This window comes from Photorhabdus hindustanensis (assembly GCF_002968995.1).
Classification (GTDB): Bacteria; Pseudomonadota; Gammaproteobacteria; order Enterobacterales; family Enterobacteriaceae; genus Photorhabdus; species Photorhabdus akhurstii.
On record NZ_PUWT01000010.1, the window covers coordinates 42409 to 64691 of the forward strand.

Genomic DNA, 22283 nt, shown 5'->3' on the forward strand with positions numbered 1-22283 from the left:
TATGTCGTTAGCTAAAGCATCAATATGGACTGCGGGCTCCACGCTGATAAAAATCGGTGTGGGGCTTTTGATCGTTAAATTACTGGCGGTTGCTTTTGGCCCCAGTGGGGTTGGGCAGGCGGGTAATTTCCGCCAGCTTATCACTGTGCTTGGGGTGTTGGCTGGTGCCGGTATTTTTAATGGTGTGACTAAATATGTTGCTGAATATCAGCAGCAGCCGGAAAGATTGCGCACGGTACTGGGAACATCTTCAACCATTATTCTTGGGTTTTCCACGCTGTTGGCGGTGATTTTTTTGCTGTTTAGCGGTGCTATCAGTATTGGGTTGTTTGGTCATCAAGATTATGAGCCCGTTGTGCAGGCACTTGCCTTTATTCAAATGGGGATTGCTTTTGCCAACTATTTCTTGGCTATTTTGAAAGGATACAGAGATGCTCAGAGGAATGCGCTGGCAATTATTTTAGGTAGTGTGATTGGCGTGATGGCCTATTATCTCTGTTTTGTCCTTGGTGGGTATGAAGGTGCCTTGGCGGGTTTGGCTTTAGTGCCTGCATTAATTATATTTCCTGCGGGATTGATGGTTTGGCGTCTCAAAGCGGTATCGATTTCAAGTTTTAAACCCATGTGGGATAAAGTATTGGCTGGTCAGCTTGGCAAATTTACCCTTATGGCTCTGTTGACTTCTATTACTTTACCGGTTGCCTACATTATGATGCGAAATCTGCTGGCAGAGCATTATAGTTGGCACGATGTAGGGATCTGGCAAGGTGTAAGCAGTATTTCCGATGCTTACCTGCAATTTATCACAGCATCTTTTACTGTTTATCTGTTGCCGACGCTTTCACGATTGCAGGGTAAGAGCGAAATATCAAATGAGATAATTAAGGCGCTGAAATTTGTTTTGCCTGCTGTGGCGGTTGCAAGTTTTACTGTATGGCTGTTGCGTGATTTTGCCATTTGGTTACTGTTTTCTGACAAATTTACTGCTATGCGTGATCTCTTTGCCTGGCAGTTGGTGGGTGATGTTCTGAAAGTGGGCGCTTATGTTTTTGGCTATCTGGTGATTGCCAAGGCTGCATTGCGTTTTTATGTGTTGACAGAAGTGAGTCAGTTTTTACTGCTTACTGGTTTTGCCCATTGGCTCATTCCTGTAAACGGAGCATTAGGTGCAGCACAAGCCTATATGGCAACTTACATTATTTATTTCACCCTTTGTTGTGGTGCATTTCTTATTTATCGTAGGCGAGCATGACAACCCTAATTCACGTTTTGGGATCTGATATTCCACATCACAATCGAACAGTATTGCGCTTTTTTAATGACGTCTTAGCACAAGAAATTGGTTTTTTAGCCAAACCGAAGTTTATGGTGGTGACCAGGAATCGTGCTTTATTGGATGATTGCCCGGCATTGGATATGGCATTCTTCGACAGTAAAAAATCTCTGGCACAAGCTGTTATTGCTCAAGCCCGTTCAGATAGAGATTGCCGGTTTTTTTTTTCATGGCCAATTTAATGTGAGCTTGTGGTTGGCGCTGTTGTCAGGAAAAATCAAACATAATCAGTTTTGGTGGCATGCTTGGGGTGCGGATCTGTATGAAGACTCCAGTCAGTTAAAATTCCGTCTATTCTATTTCTTGCGTCGTCTGGCACAGCGCCGGGTAGGGCATGTATTTGCGGTTCGTGGAGATCTCGATTTTTATTCTCAGCATCATCCAAACGTACCGACATCATTGCTCTATTTTCCAACCAGAATGGAACCTGCTTTGACAATTGCAGAAAGAATACCTGTTGAAGATGGCAAAATGACCATTTTGTTGGGGAATTCCGGTGATCGATCGAACCGCCATATTACGGCATTGAAAACTATTCATAAACAGTTTGGCGATAAGGTACGAATCATTATCCCAATGGGTTATCCCGAAAACAATCAGGTTTATATTAATCAGGTTGAACAGGCTGCTTTATCGCTGTTTCGGCCAGAAAATTTGAACATTATTAAGCAAAATATGGCGTTTGATGATTATCTGGCATTACTGCGCCGTTGTGATTTAGGGTATTTCATGTTTAATCGCCAGCAGGGAATTGGAACAATTTGTCTGTTGATACAATTTGGTGTGCCGTTTGTACTTAGTCGCCAGAATCTTTTTTGGCAAGATTTGACAGAACAGCAAGTGCCGGTGTTTTTCGCTGGTGATCCTTTAGATAACCAACTGATTGCGGAAGCGCAACGGCAGATGCTCTCTTTAGACAGAAACGCGATAGCTTTCTTTAGCCCGAACTTTATTGATGGTTGGCGGCAGGCGCTAGCGAAAGCGGCGGGAGAGCAGCAATGACTTTAACGCAGTTTGGCGGATTATTTGTTGTTTACTTGATATCACTGGTTTTCATCCTGACGTTGACTTATCAGGAATTCCGGCGTGTACGTTTTAATTTTAATATATTCTTCTCATTGCTTTATTTGCTGACATTCTATTTTGGCTTCCCGCTGACGTGTCTGTTAGTTTTCCAATTTGATGTTGCAGTGGTGCCTGTCGATGCCTTACTACATGCTCTACTGGCTTCGACCTGTTTTTATGGTATTTATTACGTCAGTTATAAAACACGGCTAAGAAAGCCGTCTATACAGCCTAAAGCACCGGTATTTACCATGAACCGGGTAGAAACTAACTTTACATGGTTACTACTGGCATCAGTTGCGGTGGTGACAGTGGGGCTGTTCTTTATGCAAAATGGTTTTCTACTGTTTAAGTTACAGTCGTACAGTCAAATTTTTTCCAGTCAGGTTTCCGGTGTTGCCCTAAAACGGTTCTTTTACTTCTTTATTCCTGCCATGTTGGTGGTCTATTTCTTGAAGCCGACACAGTTACGTTGGCTGTTCTTTCTGATGAGCACAGTTGCTTTTGGGATACTAACTTATGTCATTGTTGGCGGAACACGGGCTAATATTATTATTGCGTTCGCGTTGTTTCTGTTTATTGGTATTGTGCGTGGCTGGATAACCTTGTGGATGTTGGTAACGGCGGGCGCAATAGGGATTGTTGGCATGTTTTGGTTGGCGCTCAAACGTTATAGTTTGGATGTCAGTGGTGCAGAAGCATTTTATACTTTCCTCTACCTGACAAGGGATACTTTCTCACCGTGGGAAAATTTTGCGTTACTGCTGAATAACTACGACAAAATTGATTTTCAGGGGTTAGCGCCTATTATCCGTGATTTCTATGTCTTTATTCCAAGTTGGCTTTGGCCAGGACGACCTGATGCTGTGTTGAATTCTGCGAATTATTTTACTTGGGAAGTACTGGATAACCACTCTGGTCTGGCAATCTCCCCGACTCTGATAGGCTCTCTGGTTGTGATGGGGGGCGTGTTGTTTATTCCGGTTGGTGCGATTGTTGTTGGATTGATAATTAAGTGGTTTGACTGGATTTATGAATTAGGAAAACAGGAGACTAATCGTTATAAGGCCGCTATCTTGCAGGCATTTTGCTTTGGCGCGATCTTCAACATGATTGTGTTAGCTCGCGAAGGAGTGGATTCATTTGTTTCCCGTGTGGTGTTTTTCTGTATTATTTTTGGCTTATGTCTGGTAATTGCTAAGTTGTTGTACTGGTTATTTGAGAGTGCGGGGCTGATTAAAAAGTATCTGACTAGCAACTTGGTTGTATCACAAAAACGTCCGCTGCAATGTGAGGAAAGAAAATGGAGCTAAACAATATTCCTAAATACAGTATTCGTGGTTTGAATATTTGGGGCTTCCGCGATATGGCGCACTTTCTTGACCATATTTTTCAACGCGGACAGGTAAAAACGGGTACTTTAGTTGCGATTAATGCGGAAAAAGTTCTGACGGCAGAGGAAGATCAATCTTTAAGTACACTGCTGAGTGACGCAGAATATCTGTATGCTGATGGTATCAGTATTGTACGTGCTATTCGCCGTAAATACCCGGGTGCTGAAATTTCTCGTGTAGCGGGCGCTGATTTATGGGAAGCCATCATGGAGCGTGCCGGCAAAGAAGGCACGCCTATTTTTCTGGTTGGAGGTAAACCAGAGATATTGGAACAGACGGAAAGTAAACTGCGAGCACAGTGGAACGTCAATATTGTTGGCAGTCAGAACGGTTATTTCACGCCAGAAGAACGTAATGCTGTTTTTGAACGGATTCATGCCAGCGGTGCGGCGATTGTGACAGTTGCAATGGGATCGCCTAAACAGGAAGTTTTTATGCGTGACTGTCGAAAAATTCATTCGGATGCGTTGTATATGGGAGTTGGCGGTACTTATGACGTATTTACCGGCCATGTAAAACGTGCGCCAAAAGCATGGCAGAATTTGGGGCTTGAATGGCTTTATCGTCTGTTATCACAACCGAGCCGTATTCGTCGCCAGTTTAAATTACTGAAATTTCTTGGGTATTATTACAGTGGTCGTCTGTAAATCCGCTTCTTGCCTGTTGTGTGAATTTTCGACAGGTGATGCTTTCGTCAGTCGATACAATGAATTTATTCCACAATATTTATCTAACAGTTTGATCCTGCCGGGTTTTCACTATTTGTAGTTAATTATTGGATAATTTTTTATTCCACTCAGTGGAAAAACATGTTTTGATCCCTGACCTTTTTATGGCTGATTAACATCAGTCTTGTGCGTTTTTATTTACACATTACAACATATAACAATGGACAGGGAATTTATGGCAGATCAACAACATAGCTTGCAACGGGGCTTAGAAGCCCGTCATATAGAGCTGATCGCATTAGGCGGCACAATTGGTGTCGGTCTGTTTATGGGCTCGGCCAGTACACTGAAATGGGCTGGCCCTTCCGTTTTGCTGGCTTATATTATTGCCGGAATTTTTGTTTTTTTCATTATGCGATCGATGGGAGAAATGCTGTTTCTTGAACCTGTCACGGGTTCTTTCGCTTCTTTTGGTCATAAATATCTCAGCCCATATTGGGGATGCCTCACCGCTTGGGGCTATTGGTTTATGTGGGTGGCGGTAGGAATATCAGAAATAACGGCTATCGGGGTTTATGCCGAGTTCTGGTTCCCTGAACTTCCTCAGTGGGTATCAGCATTGGTTGCAGTGGCATTAGTCGCTTTGGCTAACCTCGCGGCGGTACGTCTTTATGGCGAGCTGGAATTTTGGTTTGCGATGATTAAGGTGACCACAATTATCGTCATGATCCTGATTGGTTTGGGATTGATATTTTTCGGTATTGGTAATCAATGGCAGCCTATTGGGTTAGATAATCTGACTGCGCATGGCGGTTTCTTTGCGGGTGATTGGCAAGGGTTTTTGTTTGCGCTCTGTATTGTGGTTGCCTCTTATCAGGGGGTGGAGTTGGTTGGTATCACTGCGGGGGAAGCGAAGAACCCTCAGGTGACATTGAAGAAAGCGATTAACAATATTCTCTGGCGTATCCTGATTTTCTACGTGGGCGCGATCTTTATTGTCGTTACATTATTTCCGTGGACAGAAGTGGGTTCACAGGGCAGCCCGTTTGTAATGACATTTACCAAAGTCGGGATCACCTCAGCGGCAGCCGTGATTAACTTTGTTGTATTGACGGCTGCGCTTTCCGGCTGTAACAGCGGCATGTACAGTGGTGGACGGATGCTCTATGCGTTGGCGCAAAACCGTCAGTTGCCTTCATCATTGACTAAATTGTCAAAGAATGGGGTGCCGGTAATTTGTATTGCTATTACTATCTTATGTTTGATTGTGGGCTCTAGTTTGAATTACTTGATCCCAAATCCGCAGGCGGTTTTTGTTTATGTGTACAGTGCCAGTGTGTTACCGGGAATGGTGCCGTGGTTTGTTATTCTGATGAGCCAATTGCGTTTTCGTCAGCATCATCAACAAGCACTGAAGCAACATGGTTTTAAATCTATCCTGTTCCCCTATGTTAATTATCTGACATTGGCATTTTTATGTTGTGTGTTGATCGGTATGGCAATTAACCCGGATACCCGTTTCTCATTGCTGGTAGGTGGGGGATTTTTGTTGATAGTGTCGCTGATTTATTGGCTGGTGAAGCTTTTTAACGGTAAAAAACTCAAGGTCTGATCGACTGATTTACTGTCACGGTGGTAGTGAGTAGGGAAATTAAGGGCTGGCTTTATCTACGAAATGAACAAGGTGTAATCAAACGCATCATTTCTTTAAAAAAGCACTGGACAGTAGATCATTAAATCCGTACTATCCCCATCCGCAACGGCGTTAAGCGCCCGTAGCTCAGCTGGATAGAGCGCTGCCCTCCGGAGGCAGAGGTCTCAGGTTCGAATCCTGTCGGGCGCGCCATTATTTGCGTGCAAGAGCTGCGGTGATGTATTACGCTGTTGGTAGTTTAGGTATTTAAGCAGTAAATAGCTGTTATGGTGGCTATAGCTCAGTTGGTAGAGCCCTGGATTGTGATTCCAGTTGTCGTGGGTTCGAGTCCCATTAGCCACCCCATCTTTTTTATGACACGCGAGGGTGGCGGAATTGGTAGACGCGCTAGCTTCAGGTGTTAGTGTCCTTACGGACGTGGGGGTTCAAGTCCCCCCTTTCGCACCATAAAAAAGAGAAAAAGAAGAATAGAAAATACAGAAAATTTCGGCGAGTAGCGCAGCTTGGTAGCGCAACTGGTTTGGGACCAGTGGGTCGGAGGTTCGAATCCTCTCTCGCCGACCAAATTCTAAAAGAACCCTGCACAACGCAGGGTTTTTTGCGTTTTATCCCTTTTTGTCCCTCTGACTTTTTGTTTCCTTATCCTATCCATGTACCTTCAAGTTGTTCTCTGCTGATGAAAATTTAGTGGATTATTTTTTTGAAAATAACTATTTGTTTTATATGGAAATTTCTTATTTTTTGTATTTTGACGACAATTGATATATTAGCTGTCTCAAATAAGAGACTTATAACGAATTGAATTATAATGAAAATAATAAATACCTTATGTTTTGTCTCAAATAAGAGACAGTGCATAAAATGGATTTTGTGGTGATTCGATTTCTTGTTGTAATAAATAGAGAAATAGCTGATGAAGCGAGGCAGCTTTCATTTGAATAAAAGTTGGCACGCTAAATGCATTATTATAGGAGTAGATGCTCATCCTATTTCTTATGATTGCATATGCTTCATAAACCCAGGGATGATGCAGAGCCGATTATCGGTGCCTATTGTCCATGTCACAGATGAGTAAGATATAACCTTCTTTTCATCGCCGGCCGGACTCAACGTTGAGTGAGGCACTATCCGTCTGTAGACCTGATTGTATTTGTACACCTATCTTTGTTTTTAAGGTAGGTGTTTTTTTTATTTCTAAAAGATATATTTGGTAGGTTTATATACTGTTTAGGTATTACTATCTAATATAAACACAACTGAAAATATGATGGTTAGTTTTTTGCTATAAAATTAATTCGGTTACTTCGTTCCTAAACTTATCTTAAGGGAAATACTGATGTCAAAAATGATTGGATGCTTTGGTTGTGGTCGAATGTTGCATGAGTCTGCACAATCATGCCCACATTGTGGCGCAATGATAAAGGCTTATTCTTCTGGTAGTAAAAACCGAATTGTTGCTGCACTGTTGGCGTTTTTTCTTGGTTACATTGGCGCTCATAAATTTTATCTGGGCAAAATCGGTATGGGGGTTTTATATCTGCTATTTTGCTGGACATTTATCCCTGTATTTATCGCATTTATTGAATTTATTATTTATCTTTGCACTTCCGATGAAGATTTTGCCAAAAAATATGGTTAGAAAAATGCCCCGTGCGGGGCATTTTTAATCATCGGCATGAAGACTTGCTAATAGTGGATGAGAGATCACGACGTTACAGTGTTAGTTAACACTATTGCTATTAACTAGATCACTCTTCACTACATTACTCTCACGCTTCAAAGTGAGCATTAATCCTTCGCGACGAACTTGTGCGGCTTCTTCTGGTTTACGCAGTTTATCCAATGCATCTGCTAACCAGGCATAATCATGTGCATCAGGACGTTGGGCTAATGCGGTTTTAAAATCTTTTACCGCTTTTTCCCATTCTCCGTGGCGCAAAGCAACTTGTCCAAGCGTACTGTTTAGCAGGGGAGTTGAACCATGTTGTTTTAACTGATGATCCAACGCATTTTGTATCGGCTTTGGATCTTCGCTTTTTAAGCGTGGGATCAATAAAAGTAAACGTTCGTCGTATTGACGTTTTAAACTTTCCAAAATGATCTTTTGTGCAGTTTCATGGTCATCACATTCAATTAAATGTTCAGATATTGCAACTTGTAAAGCCACATCATGGCGAATTTTTCGGCTTTGATCATGCCACCAACGTTTTAAGCCTTCGCTGCCTTGTTCTGCCATGTACTGATTCATCAGGCCGATATAGGCTTGCTGGCGCAATTTGTGAATTTGTAACTCATCATGTAGATGAATTTTTTCCATTACCGGTAGTATATCAATCAGTGACTGGTAAGCTCCTGATTTCATATAAGCCTGTTCAGCCAGGCGTAAGACTTCTGGATGGCGCGAAGCCTGATTTAATAGCTTGTCTACACCATGACGGGCTGCATGAATTTCACCTTGCGCAAGTTGAATGCGTACACGAGTAATGTCCACCGGTAACTGATTATTGTCTGCGACTTCTGCCGCCCGTTGCAGATATTGATTGGTACGGAATTCATCCCCGCGTTGTTGAGCGGCTTCAGCCGCCAGTAAGTAGTTGACCACAGGTTGTTCTGCATGATCAGCGTTACGGGTCAGTAATTGCTCAACTTGTTTGAAATCGCCTTCTGCCAGTTTGATCAGCGCTTCTTTTGTTTGGGCATGGGCACGGCTGCGTTTGCGTCCAAGGAACCAGCCACGGGTACGTGAGCTTGTGCGTATAACTCTACGGTAGCACCAGCCAATGAGGCAAAGTGCCAGTTGTAAAAGAACAAATATAATGAACAGGCCGGTAACACTGGTTTCAATGTTGTAATTGTCGGTTTGAATCAGAACATATCCCTGATGGCCGGCAACGATTGGGCCAAGCACAATACCAACAATGAGTACCACAAACAGTAATAGAACTTTCAGCATAACTTAGCCCTCCTGATTAGTTTCAGAAGATTGGGAAAGTAAGCTGCGAACCCGGGTTTGCATCAATTTTTCCAGTAAAGGCTGGCTTGAAAGTTGGTCTGGCGCAGTGATGGAAACAGGTTGCTGGCTTAATGAATCAATTTCTTCCAGGAATGCTTTGGTGTTGGGATCGTTGATATCAAAGTAAGCTCTAACCCAAGTTGAGACCGTTTCTAATGACTGTTTAAAAACTTCACCTTGATGACGCGGTATTGCTTGGGCGGCAATTAACAGACGGGCTCGGATATTCTCGCGTAGATAGATATCTTGATTTGGCGCCAGTAATGGCTCTGCTGTGGTATCCCGGCGACGGATGGTAATGAAATTATCCATGAAACTCTTCCAGCTTTTGCTCAGATTCTGGCGCCATTCAGATAATGTACCGGTTAATTCATCATTATCTTCGTCCATTGGAGAACCATCGGTTGTATTGTCAGCCAGGCGCAGGTTATCTATTTGGTTAGAAAGCTGATTAACTCGCAGGATAATGCCGTCAAAATCAATCTGACTAATGGCAGATAATGTACTGATATCTTGTGTAATTGTCCGACGGATTTCAATCAGGCTTGGATCATTCATTTCAGCGAGACTGGCATCTGCATTTTTCAACAGCGCTGCGGCGGTGACTATATCTTGATCATTCCATAATTTCCGGCCTGCCATTTTGACCAGAAAATCAGCTTGTGCCAGTAGCCAGCTTTTTACATCAGAGCTGGATAACGCAGAGATTTTGGCCTGTAACTCTTGCAGGCTATTACCCAGTTGACCATTTTGTGCGGCGAAATGGCTTAAAGTCTGTGATTGTTCTTTAAACAGCGCTTCAATATGCTGTTTATCTTGTGATTGCTGTTGTTTCAGTGATTCCAGTTGTTGGCGTAGCTCATGGTTCTCCGCACTCAGTAAATGGCTTTGTTGCTGTCCGTAATAATAAAGACCGCCGCCGATTGCCAGCATGATTGCAATAGCAATAAGATTTTTTAGCGTGCCAGAACGTTTTTGCTTTTGAGGCTCGGTTTCGGGCTGTTGCGAGTTTTCAACCATAGTTTTTGTTTGTTCAACTGTCTCGGCGGACTGTTTTTGCTCCGTCATAGTGGGCATCCCATGTCAGTTTATTCTAGTGCCTGAATTAAGGCGTCGTTATCTGCACTTTTTGCAACTTTAACATCCTGCCAGCCCAAGTTCCGGGCGGTATGTGCAAGACGCTCGCTTACCACAATCAGGCGGCAATGCAATAACCACCTGTTTCGATCACTTTCGGGTATTAAGTTATATAACAGTTGCAGTATTTCGCCACTGGTTACAACTAAAGTTTGTACTCCATACTTTTGCCAGTGGGCACTGAATTCTGCTGCCGGGTAGTCTACTGGCTGGCGGAAATAACATTCACAATAATTAACTGTGGCGCCTCTTTCTGTCAGCGTCCGGGCAATAAGTTCACGTCCGCCATTTCCTCTGAGCAGCAAAGCTTGTTTATTTTCAACCTGATGTAGTGATGGTAGTTTTAGCAGGATTTCGCTGGTCTCACCCTCTGATGACCAGATAGCATTTATACCCGTTAGTTGATGAAAATCCAGAGCGGTTGATCTACCAATAGCATAATAAATCAGCTTGTCGGGCCATGATAGATTAATTTTATTTAACTGTGAGTTTGCATAATAAACTGCATTTTTTGACAATAGAAATACCATATCACAGGTATTTAGATGGTTAAGCTTCTCAGCTAGCTGTGGCAGCTCTGAACCTGGGTGAATATTGATTAAGGGTGCGCTGACGGCTGTTTTTCCCGCAGCCTGTAACTTTCTGACTAGTTCCTCTCCGGCAGGAGCAGGGCGAGTCACCAGAATGCTCATGTGGGGGGATTTCCTCGATAAATTTCGGTTAGAATTTCCCGCGCGCCCCGCTCTAACAACTCTTCTGCCAATTCAATTCCTGCCTGGCAAGCATCTTTTGGTAAAACCGTTCTCTCACCGCGAATCATAACGCTACCATCAGGAGCGCCAACCAATGCCCGTAACCAGATTTTCCCATCCTGCCAAATGGCATAGCTACCTATTGGTACTTGGCAGCCCCCTTCTAGCCGGGTATTCATCGCCCGTTCGGCAAGAACACAGATTTCTGTATCATAGTGATTTAATGGTGCTAACAGAGTTTGTGTTTGCTGGTCGTCAAGGCGGCATTCAATTCCTACCGCTCCTTGACCAACGGCAGGTAATGATTGTTCTGCCGTCAATGGCGTACGGATACGCTCATGCAGTTTTAACCTTTTCAATCCTGCGACGGCGAGGATGATTGCATCATAGTGGCCATTATCCAACTTGCTCAGGCGGGTTCCAACATTGCCCCGAAGGTCGCGGATAATCAGATCAGGACGTAATTCACGGAGTTGACACTGACGGCGTAAACTTGATGTGCCGACAATGCTGCCTGTTGGCAATTCATCAAGAGAATGATATTTGGCAGAGACGAAAGCATCATGAGGATCATCACGTTCACAAATAGTGACCAGACCTAACCCTTCTGGAAAAGAGACAGGGACATCTTTCATTGAATGGACCGCGATATCGGCTCGGCCTTCAAGCAGAGCTAATTCTAACTCTTTGACAAACAGCCCTTTTCCTCCGATTTTTGCCAGAGGCGTGTCCAGAATGACATCGCCCTTGGTTACCATTGGGACCAGTTGAACTTCCAGATCTGGATGATATTGTTGTAGTTTTTGCTGAACATACAGCGCTTGCCACATAGCCAGAGGGCTTTGCCGGGTTGCGATACGGATGGTTTTAGTTGACATAGATGTTTGTATTTCTCAGGCATTTTCAGCCGTCATATAAATGAAAAACATAGTACTCGTTTTAACACTTCAGCCGTTTTTTTTCCAGCCAGGGGCTAAGAAGAAGATATGTCGGTTATGTTAAAGTGTAAAATAAATTTTAATTTTTAAATTATTTTTATGGCAATGAAAAGTAGATTGATTTAATTATGAATTAACTTTTTCAGTAAACTATTTCTGTAATTAAGGAATCCTGAATGAAAAGAATCATTAATTAAAATATAGTGAACGGAGTCATTTTTATCGGGTTGATGATAACAAGGTATTATGCGTATTAGTTTGAAAAAATGGACGGAGAAAATTTCTTTCGTATAAGAAAGTATAAACGGTATGGTTTTTTTGATTATTTCCATATATAACAATGTATTATTTGATTTTTCGTACGATAGGACATCGCAATTCAATTGCTTTACTGACTTTACGGTTTATCGACAAGGTGTTAAATTGATCACGTTTCCGGTAATAAATTGGTAAAAATCATTCTAAATAATTCCATCAAGCTATAACAACCGGAAACGGGGGATTTATCTGGGCACTGGAACTCAATTGGGCGAGACGTCTTGTACCTTTATATCGAAACACTGAAGCAGAGACTGGATGCGATAAACCAACTCAGGTTAGAACGCGCCTCTACCGCCATGAGTGCGGAATTTAAGCAGGTATACAGTTTACTGCCAGTATTACTGCATTATCATCATCCGATGATGCCAGGCTACATTAACGGTAATGTTCCCTATGGCGTATGTTTTTTCGTGCATGATGAAGCACAAAAATCTTATCTTAATGATTTAGAAAGTAAATTAGATCACTTCATAGAACAGCCTGCCAATGGTGAACTGCCTATTACCGGTATTTACTCAATGGGCAGTACCTCATCAATCGGGCAGAGCGGTTGTTCTGATTTAGATATCTGGGTATGTCATCAGTCATGGCTGGATAATGATGAGCGCCTTTTGCTGCAACGTAAGTGTACGCTTATTGAACAGTGGGCGGCAGCGCTTGGTATTGAAGTTAACTTTTTTCTTATTGATGAAAACCGCTTTCGCCATAATGCGAGTGGTAGTCTCGGCGGTGAGGACTGCGGTTCTACTCAGCATATTCTATTACTTGATGAATTTTACCGTACCGCTGTACGTATGGCGGGTAAGCGTTTGTTATGGGAAATGGTGCCCGTAGAAGAAGAACGTCATTATGATGAATATGTTTTATCCCTTTATGCGCAAGGTGTTTTGACGCCAAATGAGTGGCTTGATCTCGGTGGATTGGGTGAACTATCCGCTGAAGAGTATTTTGGCGCTAGCTTATGGCAACTCTACAAAAGTATCGATTCCCCTTATAAAGCCGTATTAAAAAGCTTATTACTGGAAGCCTATTCTTGGGAATATCCCAATGGTAAGTTACTGGCAATGGATATGAAACAGCGCTTGCATGCTGGTGAAATAGTCTCCTTTGGCCTTGATGCATACAGTATGATGCTTGAGCGTGTTACCCGTTATCTGACGGAAATTAACGATACGACCCGTTTAGATCTAATACGTCGATGTTTTTATTTAAAAGTCTGTGAAAAGCTCTCTCTTAATCAGGATGATAAAGGTTGCATTGGATGGCGACGCCAGGTTCTGACTCAACTGGTCTATGAGTGGAAGTGGGAACCAGAGCGGTTGAATGTTTTGGATAACCGCAACTCATGGAAAATTGAACAAGTTCGTGATGCGCATAATGAACTGCTTGATACCATGATGCAGAGCTATCGTAATCTTATCCGTTTTGCCCGCCGTAATAATCTGAGTGTCAGTGCCAGTCCACAGGATATTGGTGTGCTGACGCGTAAACTTTATGCTGCATTTGAAGCATTGCCAGGAAAAGTAACGCTGGTTAATCCGCAAATTTCGCCAGACCTGTCAGAGACAAATTTAACATTTATCTATGTTCCTCAAGGACGTGCGAACCGCAGCGGTTGGTATCTTTACAATCAGGCGCCGACGATTGGATCGATTATTGGTCATCAACCTCTGGAATATAACCGTTATCTTAATAAATTGGTGTCGTGGACCTACTTTAATGGTTTGTTAACAGAGAAATCGTGTGTCCATATTCATCATGGCGACACCCAATGTGATGAACTGAAACTGCATGAATTGATTAATGATATTTCCGCTCATTTCCCCATCCGTTTGCCAGCGCCGACACCGAAAGCACTTTATAGTCCGTGTGAAATTCGCCATTTGGCAATTATTGTCAATTTGGAGAAAGATCCGACGGCTGAGTTCTCTAATCAGGTTGTACATTTTGATTTCCGTAAGCTTGATGTATTCAGTTTTGGTGAATCGCAACAGTGCTTGGTGGAAAGTATTGACTTACTTTACCGTAATTCATGGAATGAAGTTCGGACCTTACACTTTAGTGGTGAACAATCTGTACTGGAAGCGTTGAAGACCATATTGGGCAAGATGCATCAAGATGCTGCGCCGCCAGCGGCGGTTGAAGTGTTCTGTTACAGCGAACATTTACGAGGGCTTATCCGAACTCGTATCCAGCAACTGGTATCTGAATGTATTGAATTACGTTTATCCAGCAATCGTCAGGACCCTGGTCGTTTTAAAGCGTTACGTATTGCCGGCCAGACTTGGGGGTTGTTCTTTGAGCGTCTAAATGTATCTGTACAGAAATTGGAAAATGCCGTGGAATTCTATGGAGCGATTTCTAATAACAAATTGCATGGGTTGCCGGTGAAAATTAATACCAAAGAGACACATTTGCCCGCGGTAGTTGATGGTTTTGCCAGCGAGGGCATTATTCAATTTTTTTTCGAAAATACGCAAGATAGTAAAAGTTTTAATATCTATATTCTGGATGAAACCAACCGGGTAGAAATCTATTCTCACTGTGAAGGAAGTAAGGAAGAATTGGTACGAGATGTCAGTCGGTTTTATTCTTCATCTCATGATCGGTTTACCTACGGATCAAGTTTTATCAACTTTAACTTGCCGCAGTTTTATCAGATCGTCCAAATGGAAGGGCAGATTCAGGTTATTCCGTTTAGTGGATCATCCCTTTCACATTTGTGTGTGACTCATGATGGGGAAAATGGTAGAGAAGAGCGATCAGAATTTTATCGTTCTGTGTCTCATTACTGATTTACCCCGCGATGCGCTGAAGGATACCCACAAACTCAGTGCTGATAAATCAAAACCCTATTTCGATAAATTTTGGCGAGATGGTTTAATACATTGTCAAGTGCTATCACTAGCAAAATCGATGGAGAGTATCGTAAGACATTCCCGAAGCACTCACTTTATCTGTATTCGGCGACTGTATAACTTCATGATTTCACGAGGCTTAAATTCGTCTGTATTGCTGAAGATGAGCTACGGCTCTTTTGCGACAGTGCGACCACCATTACCTGTGATTGACGCAAGATACGACAACGGGTGTGTTTATTTTTTCGTCCTCTGAGCGTGTTTTTATGAAGATAAAAATGCCCGTGACACTGGGTATACTCTGCGCGGACAAGTGTTCCAGACCAGACCCCAGATATTCAGCCAGGAATTGCCTATTTTTTGTAACCAGAACTGTACACGTCCCCGGATATGACCAATAAAGTCCCATCCTAGTGATTAAGTCAGGCACTCTGAAAGTCGGCATCGATGACAAGGATTTCGGATTGACCGCTTCGGCCAGAGTGTTCAAAAATGCCTTCTGTATCTGTGAATCTTGCTGTTTATGTGACGGGCCAATTTGGCTTAATAAAGGGATATAATGTCTGTCATAGATGAGACTGGCGCGAAACACATGATATTGCTAAGAGGGATATCCACTCCAGTCAACGGCAATCACGCACAAGGAGAGTTGTCGGGTTAACATCCAGATAATACGGTTAAAAATCAGGGGAATATCATCATGAAGTGACACATTCCCCAACAGACGGCTTACGCGTTTAATTTTGTTTTTAACCTAGGCCCGGGCGGGCAGAAAATGCCCGATACTGGTCAGTGTTAGCGTTGCTCCGTTGAGCAGCGCGACGGTGGCATCTATCAGGGTGTTCTGCCGGTATTGATGAAACGGCGCTAAGTCATCCCGGAAGAAATTATGGCATACTTGACGAACAGGCATAGCAGTGATCTTGTTGAAATTGTTAGCGCAGTCAGTAGATCGCATAATGTTATGCCTGTCTCATTTTTTTGGGATTCCTCAGCGCGGCGCGGGGTAGGTTCAATTACGAAAAACTGAACTGTTCGCCACTTTGCTCGGTGATGGCGTGTGCTAGCATGGTTAAAAAATTGTCGCCGCTGCGGTCACAAATCCACTGGCCTTCTTTGTAGTCAAAATGATAACCCCCGCTTTTGGTTGCCAGCCAGATTTGATGAAACGGTTCCTGACGATTGATAATAATTTTGCTGTCATTATCAAAGCTGAGGGTCATGACACCGCCATTGGTTTCACAGTCGATATCAGCATTGCCATCGTAATTATCCAACTGCCCTTCGATATAAAACATTAGTTGGTCAGCTAACTGGTGAAATTCACTGTCGTTCATCTTCATTTCCTATTTGCTTTTCGAGGTCTAACTGCGATTATAGAGAATATTGACGTATGAATTACAGGCATTAATGCAATGAAGAAAAAATTACGCGGATTTCTGGCTATCATAACCTTATTGATACTTTCCGGCTGTGGACTAAAAGGCCCTCTCTATTTTCCTCCAGAACAACCATCAACCGAGAAGGCGACAACTGCGTCTCAGATTCCCGCGAATACTGAGCAGCAAGGGCAGAAAGTGGATAGCACCTCTCAGAAATAAGCGAGATAAGCCGATAGTCAATGACTACGGCTTACGTGGAGCATGATATGCAGTTCTCCAAAATGCATGGTCTGGGTAATGACTTTATGGTCGTTGATGCTGTGACCCAAAATGTTTATTTCTCACCAGAGCTAATCTGCCGTTTGGCAGATAGACATACTGGTGTGGGCTTCGATCAGTTGTTAATTGTTGAAGCGCCTTATGATCCAGATATGGATTTTCACTATCGTATTTTTAATGCTGACGGTAGTGAAGTTGCACAGTGTGGCAATGGAGCGCGTTGTTTTGCCCGTTTTGTCCGTCTTAAAGGTTTAATTAATAAGCGTGATATTAAAGTCAGCACGCAATCGGGACGGATGGTGTTGAGCATCACTAATGATGATCAGGTTTGCGTTAATATGGGGGAACCTGAATTTGAGCCGCATCATGTGCCATTTCGTGCGTTAAAGGCAGAAAAAACCTATATTTTACGGGTAGTAGAGAGAACCGTGCTTTGTGGTGTTGTCTCTATGGGGAATCCTCATTGTGTGATTCAAGTGCCGGACGTGGAAACGGCCGAAGTAGAAATTTTGGGGCCAGCGTTGGAAAGCCACGAAAGATTTCCTGAACGGGCGAATATTGGTTTCATGCAAATTTTAAACCGTGGTCATATCCGCTTGCGGGTTTATGAACGTGGTGTTGGGGAAACCCAAGCTTGTGGCAGTGGTGCTTGCGCAGCGGTAGCAGTCGGCATTCAGCAGCAATTGCTCGACAATCATGTTCGGGTAGATTTGCCGGGAGGTTCACTGTTGATCTGTTGGGACGGGCCGGGAAAACCGCTCTATATGACGGGGCCGGCGACGCATGTTTATGATGGCGCAATTCATCTGTAATTGATTCTGAGCTGCGGAGCATCGGAGATGGAGAAAAAAGAAGAGCAGTTGAACATCAATGAGATACTTGATGATCAGACTGTCGTGGATTATTTGCTGGAAAACCCCAATTTCTTTATCCGTAATGCATGTGTCGTTGAACAGATGCGGGTTCCTCACCCGGTACGAGAAACGGTTTCTTTGGTTGAATGGTATATGAACCGCCAGAGAGCGCGGATTGCTTATCTGGAAGAAGATATAACTCGGCTCATGGAACAGGCTAGAGTGAATGAACAACTGTTTGAGCAGTTGCTTAAGTTACTGATTGATTTGGTTGCGGCAGAGAGTTTGCAAGACATGCTTAGTCGGTTAAGTGCATGGGCTAAGAATATGGGGTTAAATAGTGCCAGCATCCGTCTTTTCAATGATAAATGGTATATTGGCGCACCACTTGACGCACCTAATTTAGCGCTTTCTCGCAATGCTTTTGAACCAATCCGTATTCAGCGTTTTGGTAATAAAAACCACTATCTCGGTATGCTAAATGGGCCGGAAATTTTATTGTTGTTGCCGCAAGTTCGGCAGGTAGGTTCGGTTGCTGTCTCTCTACTGGGAATGAGGGGCGAACTGGGTATGGTGATATTTAACAGCCGGAACCATCAACATTATCAAGAAGGCATGGGAACTGACATGCTTGAGCATCTGGCTAAGTTATTGCCGGATATACTATCTCGTTGGATTAAACGCATATGATGCAGAAAATTGACCGGTTACTGGAGCCGATTGAGGCATTTTTGCGCTACCTCAGGGTAGAGCGTCGGTTAAGTCCAGTGACTATCATCAATTACCGTCGCCATCTTGTCACATTGGCTGAGATGGTTTTAGAAATGGGCGTCAGCCAATGGAAAGATCTTGATCCCGCGAAAGTGAGAATGTTGGTAACGCGTAGTCGTCGGGCTGGTTTACAGTCAGCGAGCTTGGCGTTGCGTTTATCTTCCTTGCGCAGCTTCCTTGATTGGCAGGTGATTCAAGGCGAAATTTCCGTTAACCCGAGTAAAACCGTCAGCACGCCGGGAACTAAGCGTCATTTGCCGAAAAATATCGATGTGGATGAAGTGAACCAACTGCTGAATATCGATTTTAATGATCCATTATCGGTGCGTGACCGGACGATGTTAGAAGTGATGTATGGTGCTGGATTACGTTTGTCGGAGTTGGTGGGCCTTGATTGCCAGCATCTGGATCTTGAAAGTGGAGAAGTATGGGTTTCAGGTAAAGGCAGTAAAGAGCGGAAGGTGCCTTTGGGACGTACCGCGGTTGAATGGCTTAATCGGTGGTTGGCGATGCGGGAACTCTTCGAGCCGGAGGATAATGCTGTTTTTGTTTCAAAGAGTGGGCGGCGGATATCAGCCCGTAATGTACAAAAACGATTTGCGCAGTGGGGAATACGCCAGGGAATGAGCAGCCATATTCATCCTCATAAATTGCGCCACTCTTTTGCCACTCATATTCTGGAATCCAGCGGTGATTTACGCGCAGTTCAGGAATTGCTGGGCCATGCAAGCTTATCCTCCACACAAATCTATACTCATTTGGATTTCCAGCATTTGACAAAAGTGTATGATGTAGCCCATCCCAGAGCCAAACGGGGGAAATCGTAATGCGTTTTTACCGGCCTCTTGCGCCAGTGTTAGCGATGACATTTGATTTAGATGATACTCTGTATGATAATCACCCAGTCATGGATAAGGCAGAAGAGGAAGTACTGAATTTTGTACGGCAATATGATCCTAGGTTTAGTCATCTTAATTATCAGGATCTATATGCTTTCCGTGAATTGACATTGGAGCAATATCCTGAAATTTATCATGACATGACTTTATGGCGTTGGCACTGTTCAAGGTTGATGTTTTGTCATTACGGTTTTAGTGGTGAAGACGCTGATCGAGGGGCCGATGATGTCATGGCGCATTTCACACTCTGGCGTAATCGGATTGATATTCCTGAATCAACACATAAAACTCTGGCGGCACTTGCTGAACAGATGCCGCTAGTCGCCATTACTAATGGTAATGCGGAACCTGCCGCCTGTGGTTTGGCTCCTTATTTTAAATTTGTGCTGAAAGCTGGCCCTGACGGGCGCTCAAAACCTTGCAGCGATATGTACCGTTTGGCTGCGGATCGCCTGGATTTACCGCTTGGGCAGATCTTACATGTCGGTGATGATTTGAATACTGATGTGGCAGGGGCACTGCGTAGTGGTATGCAGGCTTGTTGGATAAATACTAAGAACAAAAAGCTATTGCAGACAACGGAAAGCCGCCTGCTGCCTCACATTGAGATTTACAATTTGGCTTCTTTGACAGCATTGATATAATCAAGAAATTATTCTGTATAAAAACACAGCAACCTCGGGTCGCTGTCTAATCAATTGATGGTAACTATGGACGTCTCCTATCTGCTCGAAAGTCTGAATGACAAACAACGGGAAGCTGTAGCTGCTCCGCGGACCAATATGTTGGTATTAGCTGGCGCGGGGAGTGGTAAAACCCGAGTGCTGGTACACCGAATTGCTTGGTTGTTGTCGGTGGAGAAAGCTTCGCCATTTTCCATTATGGCCGTGACCTTCACCAATAAAGCGGCTGCGGAGATGCGCCATCGGATTGAAAATTTGATCGGCACCAGTCAAGGCGGCATGTGGATTGGTACGTTCCACGGTTTGGCCCATCGTTTGTTACGAGCGCATCATTTGGATGCCAATTTGCCACAGGATTTTCAGATTCTTGACAGCGAAGATCAGCATCGTTTGCTTAAACGCATTATCAAAGCGATGAATTTGGATGATAAACAATGGCCGGCTCGTCAAGGCATGTGGTACATCAATGGTAAAAAAGATGAAGGATTGCGACCACAGCATATTGAAAGTTATGGTAATCCTGTTGAGGCGACATGGCAGAAAATTTATCAAGCTTACCAAGAGGCTTGTGATCGGGCCGGGTTAGTGGATTTTGCCGAGCTTTTACTGCGAGCGCATGAGTTGTGGCTGAATAAACCTCAGATCCTGCAACATTACCGTGGCCGTTTTACTAATATTCTGGTGGATGAGTTTCAGGACACTAACAGTATTCAATATGCCTGGATTCATCTGTTGGCAGGGGAAACAGGCAAAGTGATGATTGTCGGGGATGATGATCAATCTATTTATGGTTGGCGCGGTGCGCAAGTTGAGAATATTCAGCGTTTCCTGAAAGATTTTTCTGGTGCGGAAACTATCCGTTTGGAGCAAAATTACCGTTCCACTAGTAATATTTTGAAAGTTGCCAATACATTGATTGCCAATAACAGTGATCGCTTGGGTAAAAATCTGTGGACTGATGGCGTAGAGGGTGAACCAATCTCCCTTTATTGTGCATTCAATGAACTGGATGAATCCCGCTATGTGGTTAGCCGGATAAAAAACTGGCTTGAAAATGGGGGCGCTCTGAAAAATTGCGCCATACTTTACCGCAGCAACGCTCAATCTCGTGTATTGGAAGAGGCGCTGTTACAGGCATCAATGCCGTACCGTATTTATGGTGGTCAACGATTCTTTGAACGTCAGGAAATTAAAGATGCACTGGCTTACTTGCGTCTGATCGCCAATCGTCATGACGACGCGGCGTTTGAACGTGTAGTGAATACGCCCACTCGTGGTATTGGTGACAGAACGTTAGATATTGTGCGTCAGGCGGCGCGAGAGCGACAGCAAACTTTGTGGGATTGTTGCCAGATATTGCTGCAAGAGAAAGTGCTGGCCGGGCGAGCCGCTGCTTCCTTGCAACGTTTTATTGAACTGATTGACGCGTTATCGACAGAAACTGAAGAGATGCCATTGCATGTTCAGACTGACAGGGTTATCCGTGATTCTGGCCTGCGAGCGATGTATCAGCAGGAAAAAGGTGAAAAAGCGCAGGCGCGTATTGAAAACCTTGAAGAACTTGTCACCGCGACTCGCCAGTTTAGCTATCAGGAAGAGGATGAAGATTTGACGCCATTGCAGGCGTTTCTTTCCCATGCCGCGCTGGAATCGGGAGAAGGTCAGGCTGATGCCTATCAGGATTCAGTGCAACTAATGACATTGCATTCGGCTAAGGGACTGGAGTTCCCACAAGTATTTATTGTTGGCATGGAAGAAGGCATGTTCCCAAGCCAGATGTCGATTGAAGAGGGTGGACGTCTGGAAGAGGAACGTCGCTTGGCTTATGTGGGTCTGACACGAGCAATGGAAAAGCTGACCATCACTTATGCTGAAAGTCGCCGTTTATATGGTAAAGAGGTTTATCATCGGCCATCTCGTTTTATTGGGGAACTGCCGTCAGAATGTATTGAAGAAGTTCGGTTACGAGCGACAGTATCTCGTCCAGTTAGCCATAGTCGGTTGGGCACGCCTATCAGTGCCAATGATAGCGGTTATGCCCTTGGACAACGTGTTCGTCACCCTAAATTTGGTGAAGGAACCATTGTCAATATGGAGGGGAGTGGTGAACATAGCCGATTGCAAATCGCGTTTCAAGGGGAAGGGATTAAGTGGCTGGTTGCTGCTTATGCCAGACTTGAAATGGTCTAGAAATAATATCCAGGTTGAATGTTGACAGGCTTTTTCTTCTAAGCGTAACATTCGCGCCTTACGATCACGTAGGGAGTAAAGGAGACTTATGA

General features: G+C 43.8%; 17 protein-coding genes, 4 tRNA genes and 2 pseudogenes. 17 read left to right on the forward strand and 6 right to left on the reverse strand.

All coding sequences use genetic code 11. From position 1 onward, the window contains the following. Position 1 precedes the first annotated feature (1 nt). From wzxE to C6H66_RS04740, 10 genes and pseudogenes are all read left to right on the forward strand, one after another. Positions 2 to 1252, forward strand: a complete 1251-nt coding sequence (wzxE, locus tag C6H66_RS04695; protein WP_046395363.1) for a lipid III flippase WzxE — start codon at positions 2 to 4, stop codon at positions 1250 to 1252. Continuing rightward, positions 1249 to 2335 (forward strand): annotated as a pseudogene (locus tag C6H66_RS04700) (TDP-N-acetylfucosamine:lipid II N-acetylfucosaminyltransferase). The gene wzxE and the pseudogene C6H66_RS04700 overlap by 4 nt, the downstream one beginning before the upstream one ends. Then, positions 2332 to 3711 (forward strand): ECA oligosaccharide polymerase, encoded by a 1380-nt coding sequence (gene wzyE / locus C6H66_RS04705; RefSeq protein WP_105394926.1) that lies wholly within the window; start codon positions 2332 to 2334, stop codon positions 3709 to 3711. Before C6H66_RS04700 ends, wzyE begins: the two are co-directional and overlap by 4 nt. After that, the gene (gene wecG / locus C6H66_RS04710; RefSeq protein WP_105394927.1) at positions 3702 to 4439 is read left to right on the forward strand and encodes a lipopolysaccharide N-acetylmannosaminouronosyltransferase; all 738 of its coding nucleotides are present in this window, start codon (positions 3702 to 3704) and stop codon (positions 4437 to 4439) included. The genes wzyE and wecG overlap by 10 nt, the downstream gene beginning before the upstream one ends. Before the next feature lie 256 nt (positions 4440 to 4695). Then, positions 4696 to 6072, forward strand: coding sequence for a bifunctional threonine/serine APC transporter ThrP (thrP, locus tag C6H66_RS04715; protein ID WP_046395360.1), 1377 nt, complete (start codon positions 4696 to 4698; stop codon positions 6070 to 6072). A 157-nt stretch (positions 6073 to 6229) separates the two neighbouring features. Continuing rightward, positions 6230 to 6306, forward strand: a tRNA-Arg gene (locus C6H66_RS04720). Between the two features lie 77 nt (positions 6307 to 6383). Then, positions 6384 to 6459: transfer RNA gene (locus C6H66_RS04725), tRNA-His, on the forward strand. 15 nt (positions 6460 to 6474) lie between these two features. Then, positions 6475 to 6561: transfer RNA gene (locus C6H66_RS04730), tRNA-Leu, on the forward strand. A 40-nt stretch (positions 6562 to 6601) separates the two neighbouring features. Next, positions 6602 to 6678, forward strand: a tRNA-Pro gene (locus C6H66_RS04735). Between the two features lie 772 nt (positions 6679 to 7450). Beyond that, a complete protein-coding gene (locus tag C6H66_RS04740) occupies positions 7451 to 7753 on the forward strand; it encodes an NINE protein (RefSeq protein WP_105394928.1) in 303 nt (100 codons plus the stop codon). An 81-nt stretch (positions 7754 to 7834) separates the two neighbouring features. Here the strand turns inward: C6H66_RS04740 and hemY are convergent, their stop codons facing one another. From hemY to hemC, 4 genes are read right to left on the reverse strand one after another with little or no spacing between them, the layout of a single operon-like run. Further along, complete coding sequence (hemY, locus tag C6H66_RS04745; protein ID WP_105394929.1) at positions 7835 to 9067, reverse strand: protoheme IX biogenesis protein HemY; 1233 nt, start codon at positions 9065 to 9067, stop codon at positions 7835 to 7837. Between the two features lie 3 nt (positions 9068 to 9070). Further along, positions 9071 to 10195 carry a uroporphyrinogen-III C-methyltransferase gene (hemX, locus tag C6H66_RS04750; protein ID WP_105394930.1) on the reverse strand — a complete coding sequence of 375 codons (1125 nt, stop codon included), beginning with the start codon at positions 10193 to 10195 and terminating at the stop codon, positions 9071 to 9073. Between the two features lie 20 nt (positions 10196 to 10215). Then, positions 10216 to 10956 carry a uroporphyrinogen-III synthase gene (hemD, locus tag C6H66_RS04755; RefSeq protein ID WP_046395907.1) on the reverse strand — a complete coding sequence of 247 codons (741 nt, stop codon included), beginning with the start codon at positions 10954 to 10956 and terminating at the stop codon, positions 10216 to 10218. Next, a complete protein-coding gene (gene hemC / locus C6H66_RS04760) occupies positions 10953 to 11894 on the reverse strand; it encodes a hydroxymethylbilane synthase (RefSeq protein ID WP_046395908.1) in 942 nt (313 codons plus the stop codon). The genes hemD and hemC overlap by 4 nt, the downstream gene beginning before the upstream one ends. Before the next feature lie 599 nt (positions 11895 to 12493). On the opposite strand from hemC, the gene C6H66_RS04765 reads away from it, so the two are divergent. After that, positions 12494 to 15070 (forward strand): class I adenylate cyclase, encoded by a 2577-nt coding sequence (locus tag C6H66_RS04765; RefSeq protein WP_105394931.1) that lies wholly within the window; start codon positions 12494 to 12496, stop codon positions 15068 to 15070. A gap of 35 nt (positions 15071 to 15105) precedes the next feature. On the opposite strand, the pseudogene C6H66_RS04770 reads toward C6H66_RS04765, so the two are convergent. Beyond that, a pseudogene (locus C6H66_RS04770) lies at positions 15106 to 16046 on the reverse strand (transposase). A gap of 103 nt (positions 16047 to 16149) precedes the next feature. Beyond that, on the reverse strand, positions 16150 to 16470 hold the full coding sequence (gene cyaY, locus C6H66_RS04775; protein WP_105394932.1) for an iron donor protein CyaY: 321 nt from the start codon (positions 16468 to 16470) through the stop codon (positions 16150 to 16152). 78 nt (positions 16471 to 16548) lie between these two features. On the opposite strand from cyaY, the gene lptM reads away from it, so the two are divergent. The 6 genes from lptM (at position 16549) to uvrD (ending at position 22191) form a co-directional block, all read left to right on the forward strand. Continuing rightward, positions 16549 to 16734: an LPS translocon maturation chaperone LptM gene (gene lptM, locus C6H66_RS04780; protein ID WP_065388992.1), complete on the forward strand. Its 186-nt coding sequence runs from the start codon at positions 16549 to 16551 to the stop codon at positions 16732 to 16734. A gap of 47 nt (positions 16735 to 16781) precedes the next feature. Continuing rightward, the gene (gene dapF, locus C6H66_RS04785; RefSeq protein ID WP_105394933.1) at positions 16782 to 17606 is read left to right on the forward strand and encodes a diaminopimelate epimerase; all 825 of its coding nucleotides are present in this window, start codon (positions 16782 to 16784) and stop codon (positions 17604 to 17606) included. Between the two features lie 27 nt (positions 17607 to 17633). Beyond that, entirely contained in the window at positions 17634 to 18338 is a 705-nt protein-coding gene (locus tag C6H66_RS04790; protein WP_105394934.1) for a DUF484 domain-containing protein, read from the forward strand. Continuing rightward, on the forward strand, positions 18335 to 19246 hold the full coding sequence (gene xerC, locus C6H66_RS04795; RefSeq protein WP_105394935.1) for a tyrosine recombinase XerC: 912 nt from the start codon (positions 18335 to 18337) through the stop codon (positions 19244 to 19246). Before C6H66_RS04790 ends, xerC begins: the two co-directional genes overlap by 4 nt. Beyond that, positions 19246 to 19962 (forward strand): 5-amino-6-(5-phospho-D-ribitylamino)uracil phosphatase YigB, encoded by a 717-nt coding sequence (gene yigB, locus C6H66_RS04800; protein ID WP_046395914.1) that lies wholly within the window; start codon positions 19246 to 19248, stop codon positions 19960 to 19962. Before xerC ends, yigB begins: the two co-directional genes overlap by 1 nt. 66 nt (positions 19963 to 20028) lie before the next feature. Continuing rightward, on the forward strand, positions 20029 to 22191 hold the full coding sequence (gene uvrD / locus C6H66_RS04805) for a DNA helicase II (protein ID WP_479687608.1): 2163 nt from the start codon (positions 20029 to 20031) through the stop codon (positions 22189 to 22191). Positions 22192 to 22283 lie beyond the last annotated feature (92 nt).